Origin of the sequence: Loigolactobacillus backii (genome assembly GCF_003946275.1) — a bacterium.
GTDB lineage: Bacteria > Bacillota > Bacilli > Lactobacillales > Lactobacillaceae > Loigolactobacillus > Loigolactobacillus backii.
This window is the reverse complement of record NZ_RHNQ01000083.1, coordinates 1-7,223: the sequence shown is the minus strand read 5'-3', so window position 1 is coordinate 7,223 and position 7,223 is coordinate 1. Positions and strand designations below refer to the sequence as shown.

Here is a 7,223-nt window from a genome sequence, read left to right as displayed (position 1 = left end):
ATGTAAAAGACAAACCGATTTCTCAATTTCGAGAAGCCGGTTTGCCTTTTTTAAACGGTCGATTATTTACTGCTTACCATTGAGTGATAACTTAATTTTGCTTTAGAAATGGAACTAGATTAAGTACCTTTTACGGTAGGAAACGGATATTCTCCGTAAATTATTTTTAAAAAAGCACTCAAATTTATGCGCTTCACTAAAAAAAGACGTTCATTGATTTTTATCATTAAGGGATGGTGAATTACTTGGAAGACGTCGAATTACAGATATTTAAAGAAACCCATGTTTTTGAGAACATGACCACTAAACAAATGCACATTTTGGTTGCCGCGATTGATATTTTCGCGGATAAGGGCTACGCAAACACGAGTACTAAAGAAATCGCGACCCAGGCTGGTGTTGCTGAAGGCAATATTTTTAGTAAATTTAAAAATAAGCGCGGTTTATTAAACGCAATCATCGCCCCGATTATTGACTCAATCTTTCCCGCGTCAATGAATGATTTCATTAAAACGCGCTTAACCAAAGAGTATTCAACGCTACACGACTTTTTCGATTCAATCATTAAAGACCGCGTTGCCTTTCTAGCATCTAACTCCAAAATAATCAAAATCTTTGTTTCCGAAATGTTATACGATCAAACGGTTCGGCAACAGATCATCGAAAAATTTTCCGGTGCTTACTGGTCCAACATTAATCAAGAACTGAATCAGCTGAAAGCCAAGCACTTAATCGTTGAACTAGATAACATCGAGATTCTAAAGATTATGTGGTCGATCACCGGCGGTATTATTATTGGTCATCTATATTTTGGCCAATCGCTATCCACCGACAAAATTGATCACGCCATTGCGGCCTTGGTTAAGGCACTAAGCCGTTAAAGTGGCGGCCTTACCAGACACGTTTCAGGTCAAATAGCAGTAGTAAAATCCAGCACGCAAAAAAGGCGTTTCCTTGAGTTTTCATTAACTCAAGGAAACGCCCTTTTTGATTTGAACGCTAATATTCAAAAATAGAACCGTCTAGTTCATCGAATTCACAGATGCCTGCATTTCTGTTTTTGGTGGCATCCAGCCGGCAATGTCGGTTGTCCGGAAAGTATAATCCAGTGGCACCTGGTAAGCTTTTTCGTAAGCCGCACACTTTTGCGCGTAGTCTTGCTTCATCATTGCCAAACTATTATCGCGGACACCTTTGGCCGGGTCAGGATAGATCGGCTTCAAAACGTGCATGATGTACGCAACTTTTTTAAAATTGTCGCTTTCAATATCAGGTAAATCACGCATTTCCACAAAACAAGAAATAATCGGCACGTTAAACTTAGCCGCGTAGTAGTAAGCACCACGCTTTACCGGCCGTGGTTTGCGGTAATTAAACCACATTTCCTGCTCCGAATAAATCAAAATAAGCTGTTTCTGGTCCAAAATGTTTTTTAAGGCCTCGGGAAATTGGCGGCCCATATAATCTTTATCTGGTCCCAGGGGAATTGTATCGTAATAAGTCATTAAATAGCCCAGAAACCCGGGCATTTGCAAGTTTTCCAATTCACTAACAACATAAAGGCGTGACTTGCTCATCTTTTTGACGGTCTTGTGCACAACTAAACTATCCAGCGGACTAAAATGATTGCTGGTGACAATGCCACCGCCAGCAATATTTTGGACATTTTCCAGTCCTTCAACTTGGGTACTACGCAAGATTACCCGCGTTGCAATGTTCATAATTTCCCGCGTAACGACATTATTATATTTATAGGTTTTGGTTGTTTCTTTCTCAAGGTAGCTTGCTAAAAATTCTTCCTGCTGCTTACGGGATAACTCTGGATCATCAGTTTCCACTTTATCGTTGAAGCGTCCCTCTTCGGCGGCCTTTTGAATATTAGCAATCACCTGCGTTCGGCCACCTTGAACAATCAATTTATCAATCATAACCGGATTTTTTCGCCTCCTAATGCTGCCTTCTTGAAGTTCATCGCCGCTTGGGCAACTTTTGGCGCCGTGACCAACAAGCCGGACAAGTTGCTCTGATCGTAGTCTTGTTGTTCTACAGAATAATTATCCCGCATCGCAATCAATTGATCATAGTAAGGCGTCTCTTTGGCGTAGGGCCAAAAATAACTTTCAAAGGCCGTGTGCTTGTACTGCCACGGCTTAGCAAATAAATTATAGTGAATTAACTTCGGTGAAACATCCTTTTCCTTAACTGCAGCGGCCTGTGTATTCCATTCGACGCCTAAACGTAAAATTCTGTCGTGGCCCATTGCGTTTAGGTAATCTTGATCCGGCGCAATTGTTTGAAAATGATATTTATTGTATAAGGTCACAAATTCGTGGCCCAATTTGGTGGCTCGTAATTCCTTTAAGTTCATCACCAAAATACCAGAATTGATGTAATCGGTAACCGGCACACCCACTGCATCTTCACTATACTCAACGGTTTCCGGATTGCTGCCAATAAAGACGTCTGGTATCCCGGCAACTAAATTATTACCCAGTTCAATGTTAAAGAGCTGCGAGATATCCCTGGGAACAACGATATCGGCGTCAAGGTAGATCGCCTTATCGTATTCTGGAAACATGTCGGCGATAAACAAGCGGAAGAAAATTGTGTAGGTAAAATAATCCCCCCGTAACTTGGCCTGTTCACCAGTGATCACGTGCTCCAAACGGCCCTTCATTGAAACAAACCGAATTGGAAATTGTTCAGTCCCAATGGCGGCAATATCCTTTTGGTTTTGTTGCGAAATACCTTCGTGCAAAATAATAATTTGGTAATCATAGCCATCAGTTGCGTTATCAATAATTGATTTTAACGCCACAGCTAAGAATGGTACGTATTTGTCATCAACCGAAAAGAATAACGGTATCGTTTTTTCTGTCGTTTTCAATAGTTTATAATCCCTTCATTTTTGGCATCAAATGGCGGTATTCCGTTAAGATATCGTCATATTCGTATAATCCTAGTTTATCGTGAACCTTATCGACTTCCCACGGCTTAACCTTCAAGGTGTGAATCCACGGGAAAAGGCGGAAACTGGTGGTAAAATGCTGGAACACCGTTTTTCTGTGCAACCGGCGTTGATCATTAAAGCGATGGGACACGATTTTCTTGGATGTCGCCAACTTATTAATTGCTGATTGATCAGGCATGAACATCTTTTTTTCTTGGCACATTGAGCGACACTGACTAAATAACCCAGTTTTCTTAATCAGCTTGAGGTTTAGCAGTAAGACACCGGAATTAACGTAATCAAAATGGTCCCCGCTATTGTGGAAGAACCACTTGCCGTAATAATCCAACACGCCAACAAACTCGTTGCGGCTAATATCCTGGTGGTAAAATGACCGAAAATTCCTGTGACAAACAATGTCAGTATCAAGGTATAAAAGTTTGTTGGGCAAGCCTGACACTAAATCGGCAAAAAGGCGCAACATACAATAGGGTGTAAAAATAGTGTTCAAGTTAGCTAAAGGTTTTTCTTCATTAAATAGCGTTGTTACATCAATCTTTGTCACTGAATTTAGCGGATTAACTTGTTTAACCTGCTGTGCCAAAAATTGAACCGTCTGATCACTCACGGGATAATAGCTTGTTTTATTAGTTTGAATGGATGCCGTCATAATATAAATGTTGAGTGGTTCGGTGCTATGTTTTAAAAGTGAAAGAATCGAAATTAGTAACCCGTACGCCATCTTCTCGTTGCCGCAATATAAGATATTCATCATATCATCTCTTTTCGTACTTAACGTATTCATAGGTGCTATTTTGACTGCGCTGCACCATACAAGCATGAACTTCCTTGCACAATTTTTCTTGCTGGGCCTTCTTGCTAAGCGTTTGGTCCGGTAAAAATGGCCCGTCCACGTACAGCGTTAACCGCGGTTTCTGGCCAAAGCGGCGTTTCTGGTAGGTGGTTGTCATACAAAACGCCGGCACCTTATTTTGAACGGGGTAGTGAAAGGAAACGGTGGAAAAAGGCCGAATTTTCGTATAGTACGGCCAGACGTGGGCCTCTGGATAAATTGTCACAAAGTGTCCTTGCTGCACCTTCTGTCCCACCGCCGCGGTAAAGGCACGCATTTGGTGTAAGGAACCAGGAATGACCAGCCCACCCATCATTGGGATCACCTGCCCAATCACCGGGATTCCCAAATTTGCCTCGCTGGCAATGACGTAAGCCCGCTTAGTCAGCGCAACTTGCAGTGGAATGACAACATCCCCGATTGGCTGGGTGTGATTGCCGTAGAGGAAAAACCCGGACTTTTGGTACTTTTTGATCACTTGCCGGTTTTTAACTTTAAGGTGCAGACCTAACTTGCAATAACAAAAACCCAGCAGCCAGGCAATTGCATAGGTGATCGCTGAACCAAGTTGATAAAACACATTTGTGTGAAGCCACTTGTAGTCTTTTGGTAAGTGCTTATTTTGATTTTTGCTGGTTACCACATCATCCGTAAACGAATGATAATACTGAACGTTCTCCGCTTTCACCTAAATCCCCCTCCTGACTTGCGTGTGGCGAATGATTTAGTGTTCGTGCCCACGATTGGTGCCGGAAAATTAATCAATCCCTATATTTTAACACAATTGGTACTTCACTCATTTAAGTGATCATTCAATTAATTCTCCCAACCCAAAGTATATTCAATTATAATGTTTAGCCAACCCTAACTTTAATTTCAATTAGAATTATTTTATTTATGGCTGCTATTTTAGTCAATCAATTAGAAAATCATTAAATAGTTTCAAGCAAAGGCCTGTTTATCTGCTTAATTACTTCATTAAAGTATAAGAAAGTAACGATTAACTTTCAAATGTTTAGGCCTGAAGGTTACTCAAGCTTTAATCAGTTAAGCCGTACACATTTACTAGTCTCTCTGGCCGATTTAGTGGAAACGTGTTTGAAAAAGCAGATTATTGCGTATAGCTACGCTAGTCGAACGATCCGCTGCGCGTCTCTTTTCGCCTGGCTGCCATGTTTCTTGCGGTGACCGAGACGAACTGAGTCGAGGAAACACAGTTATGGGCCTTATAACTGTGCTCCTTAGTTTTCGCCACAAGAATGGTCAACGTCCGTAGCATCAAAAAATATTAGCGTTCTTCGCTAATATTCTTCCTCTATTGCGGAGTAGTAGGCTATACTCCATAATCTAAGCGCTTTTTTTTACACTCTCTATTCTGAAACGTGTTTGAAAAAGCAGATTCCTGCGGTTAGCTACAGCAGTCACTTCGGCCGTTACACGGCCAAAGCGCCTACTTAGGCTAATCCTCAGAATCTAAGCGCTTTTTTTTTACACTCTCTCTTCTGAAACGTGTTTGAAAAAGCAGATTATTGCGTATAGCTACGCTAGTCGAACGATCCGCTGCGCGTCTCTTTTCGCCCAGCTAGGCTATACTCCATAATCTAGGCGCTTTTTCAAACACTCTTAGTCTGTTCCAATCGCTCCCCAAATCATTGCGCTAATATCTTCATAGGTGAATTTATCGGCTGGGTAAATGCCGTTTTTGATGTTTTGGACGTGGCGCTGGACGATGGAAAACACCGCCGTCATGTGTAAACTAACGTGGGTTGGTCTGAGAATACCTGCTGCCATGCCGGCATTTAGTAGCGTCGTTACTGGGTTTGCAATTTTCATTGCGTCATCAATGTAAGCTTTTCCCTGACCCTGTAACGACTTGATTTGTTCAATTAAGGTTAAACTATCGGGATTGGCCATGGCGAAGTCATAAATTGATCTTGTATAAGTCCGCAGACGCTGGCGCAAAGGAAGCCCCTCATCCGTAATTAGGGCCATGTCCGTTGTCGCCATAATCTTATCCAGTTCCCGCTGGTAAACGCTATTCAGTAAGGCCTGCTTGTCCTTAAAGTATAAATAAATGTTCGACTGGGCAATTCTGACTTTCTTGGCAACTTTGGTCGTTGAAACGGCCGCCGCGCCTTCATTAATAATGATCTGCGCCGTTGCGTTCAGAATCCGTTCTTCTTTCGTTATATCTCTCTTTTTCATACATTTAGTGTACGCGAGATGAGCAAATCCTGTCAACGTTGACAAAGATAGAACTATCTTTTATACTAGCAACAATCAGTTTAAAAGATAACTATATCTGTAAAGGAGTCTTTAAGTATGAAATTAACTTTACTTGGATCACTTGGAAATATTGGGCGGCTGACAGTGCCAGCTCTAGTCAAGGCCGGCCACGAAGTAACGGTTATTACAACTAACCCAAAACGCCAAACTGCCATTAAAGCAATCGGCGCCATCCCCGCTGTTGGGTCAATGACGGACGAACAATTTTTAACGACGGAATTCACCGGCGCCGACGCTGTTTACCTAATGTTATCCGGTAACGCCGGAACTGACCTACTAGCGGCGGCCAAAACCCAAGCGCAAATCTTTCGGCGCGCAATTACGGCCGCTCACGTGCACAACGTTGTCGATCTCAGCAGTGTTGGCGCTGACGGCGGTCCAGATGTCGGTTCACTCTACGCCTACCATTTAATTGAAGATGAGCTACGAAAGCTCAGTGACGTGAACCTCGCCTTCGTACGACCAGTTGGTTTCTACAGCAATTTGTATGCCAATCTTCCTACGATTCGCACGCAACACGCTATTTTTGCCAACATTCCAGCCACGGTGCAGCGCGCTTGGGCCGACCCACGAGATATCGCCGCAACCATTGTCCCTTTACTTGAGGCAACCCCAGCAGGTCAAACTGTCCACTACGTCGTCAGTGATCGCTTTTCCGGCGAACAATTAGCAACAGCACTGCGATCCGCCCTTGCACTACCGGACCTTAAGTACATTGAAATTAGCGATGAACAGTACAACATCAATTTGCTGGACCAAGGTGTTCCCAAACAAATCGCCGCTTCATTTGTTCAAATGAGCACGGCCCAACGACAACCTGAAAAGTTTTACGCTGACCTGAAGCAGCACAACCCAATCTACGGCAAGATCAAGCTGGCCGATTTTGTCCATGAATTTACCGCTGCCTACAATAACCCAGCAGACAAAAAAACGGCCGCAACCTTGGCCGAAAGAACGAAGAAATAGTTGTTTTTAAACTGAAAGACCGACTTTAAATGGTTGCTTTGCAGGCTGAGTTGCCTTTAAGGCTACTATCTAAAGTTGGTCTTTTTATTATGGGTCTACACTTTCTGGTATTGGTGAATAACTAATACCGGTTTTTTGTCTGTTTTGAAAATCAGAAAAATAAAAAAG

At 42.6% G+C, this 7,223-nt stretch carries 7 protein-coding genes; 2 read left to right on the top strand and 5 right to left on the bottom strand.

Annotation, left to right across the window (positions count from 1 at the left end):
* The first annotated feature begins 296 nt into the window (after positions 1-296).
* Positions 297-881, top strand: coding sequence for a TetR/AcrR family transcriptional regulator (locus tag EKM61_RS10800; protein WP_318529174.1), 585 nt, complete (start codon positions 297-299; stop codon positions 879-881).
* A 141-nt stretch (positions 882-1,022) separates the two neighbouring features.
* Here EKM61_RS10800 and EKM61_RS10795 read toward each other — a convergent pair whose 3' ends face one another.
* From EKM61_RS10795 to EKM61_RS10775, 5 genes are all read right to left on the bottom strand, one after another.
* Complete coding sequence (locus tag EKM61_RS10795) at positions 1,023-1,928, bottom strand: lysophospholipid acyltransferase family protein (RefSeq protein ID WP_068376556.1); 906 nt, start codon at positions 1,926-1,928, stop codon at positions 1,023-1,025.
* Complete coding sequence (locus EKM61_RS10790) at positions 1,925-2,887, bottom strand: glycosyltransferase family 8 protein (protein ID WP_068222387.1); 963 nt, start codon at positions 2,885-2,887, stop codon at positions 1,925-1,927. Before EKM61_RS10790 ends, EKM61_RS10795 begins: the two co-directional genes overlap by 4 nt.
* Positions 2,888-2,891: 4 nt before the next feature.
* Positions 2,892-3,722: a glycosyltransferase gene (locus tag EKM61_RS10785; RefSeq protein ID WP_068222384.1), complete on the bottom strand. Its 831-nt coding sequence runs from the start codon at positions 3,720-3,722 to the stop codon at positions 2,892-2,894.
* Positions 3,723-3,726: 4 nt separating this feature from the next.
* A complete protein-coding gene (locus tag EKM61_RS10780) occupies positions 3,727-4,491 on the bottom strand; it encodes a 1-acyl-sn-glycerol-3-phosphate acyltransferase (RefSeq protein WP_068222381.1) in 765 nt (254 codons plus the stop codon).
* A gap of 935 nt (positions 4,492-5,426) precedes the next feature.
* Positions 5,427-6,008 (bottom strand): TetR/AcrR family transcriptional regulator, encoded by a 582-nt coding sequence (locus EKM61_RS10775; protein ID WP_068222378.1) that lies wholly within the window; start codon positions 6,006-6,008, stop codon positions 5,427-5,429.
* A 117-nt stretch (positions 6,009-6,125) separates the two neighbouring features.
* Here EKM61_RS10775 and EKM61_RS10770 point away from each other — a divergent pair, with 117 nt between their 5' ends.
* Complete coding sequence (locus EKM61_RS10770) at positions 6,126-7,055, top strand: SDR family oxidoreductase (RefSeq protein WP_068376553.1); 930 nt, start codon at positions 6,126-6,128, stop codon at positions 7,053-7,055.
* Positions 7,056-7,223 lie beyond the last annotated feature (168 nt).

What these genes read in the sequence shown, in the direction of transcription:
- EKM61_RS10770 (WP_068376553.1), top strand. Translation starts at nt 6,126, where the DNA reads ATGAAATTAACTTTACTTGGATCACTTGGAAATATTGGGCGGCTGACA.
- EKM61_RS10785 (WP_068222384.1), bottom strand. Translation starts at nt 3,722, where the DNA reads ATGAATATCTTATATTGCGGCAACGAGAAGATGGCGTACGGGTTACTA.
- EKM61_RS10800 (WP_318529174.1), top strand. Translation starts at nt 297, where the DNA reads ATGACCACTAAACAAATGCACATTTTGGTTGCCGCGATTGATATTTTC.
- EKM61_RS10795 (WP_068376556.1), bottom strand. Translation starts at nt 1,928, where the DNA reads ATGATTGATAAATTGATTGTTCAAGGTGGCCGAACGCAGGTGATTGCT.
- EKM61_RS10775 (WP_068222378.1), bottom strand. Translation starts at nt 6,008, where the DNA reads ATGAAAAAGAGAGATATAACGAAAGAAGAACGGATTCTGAACGCAACG.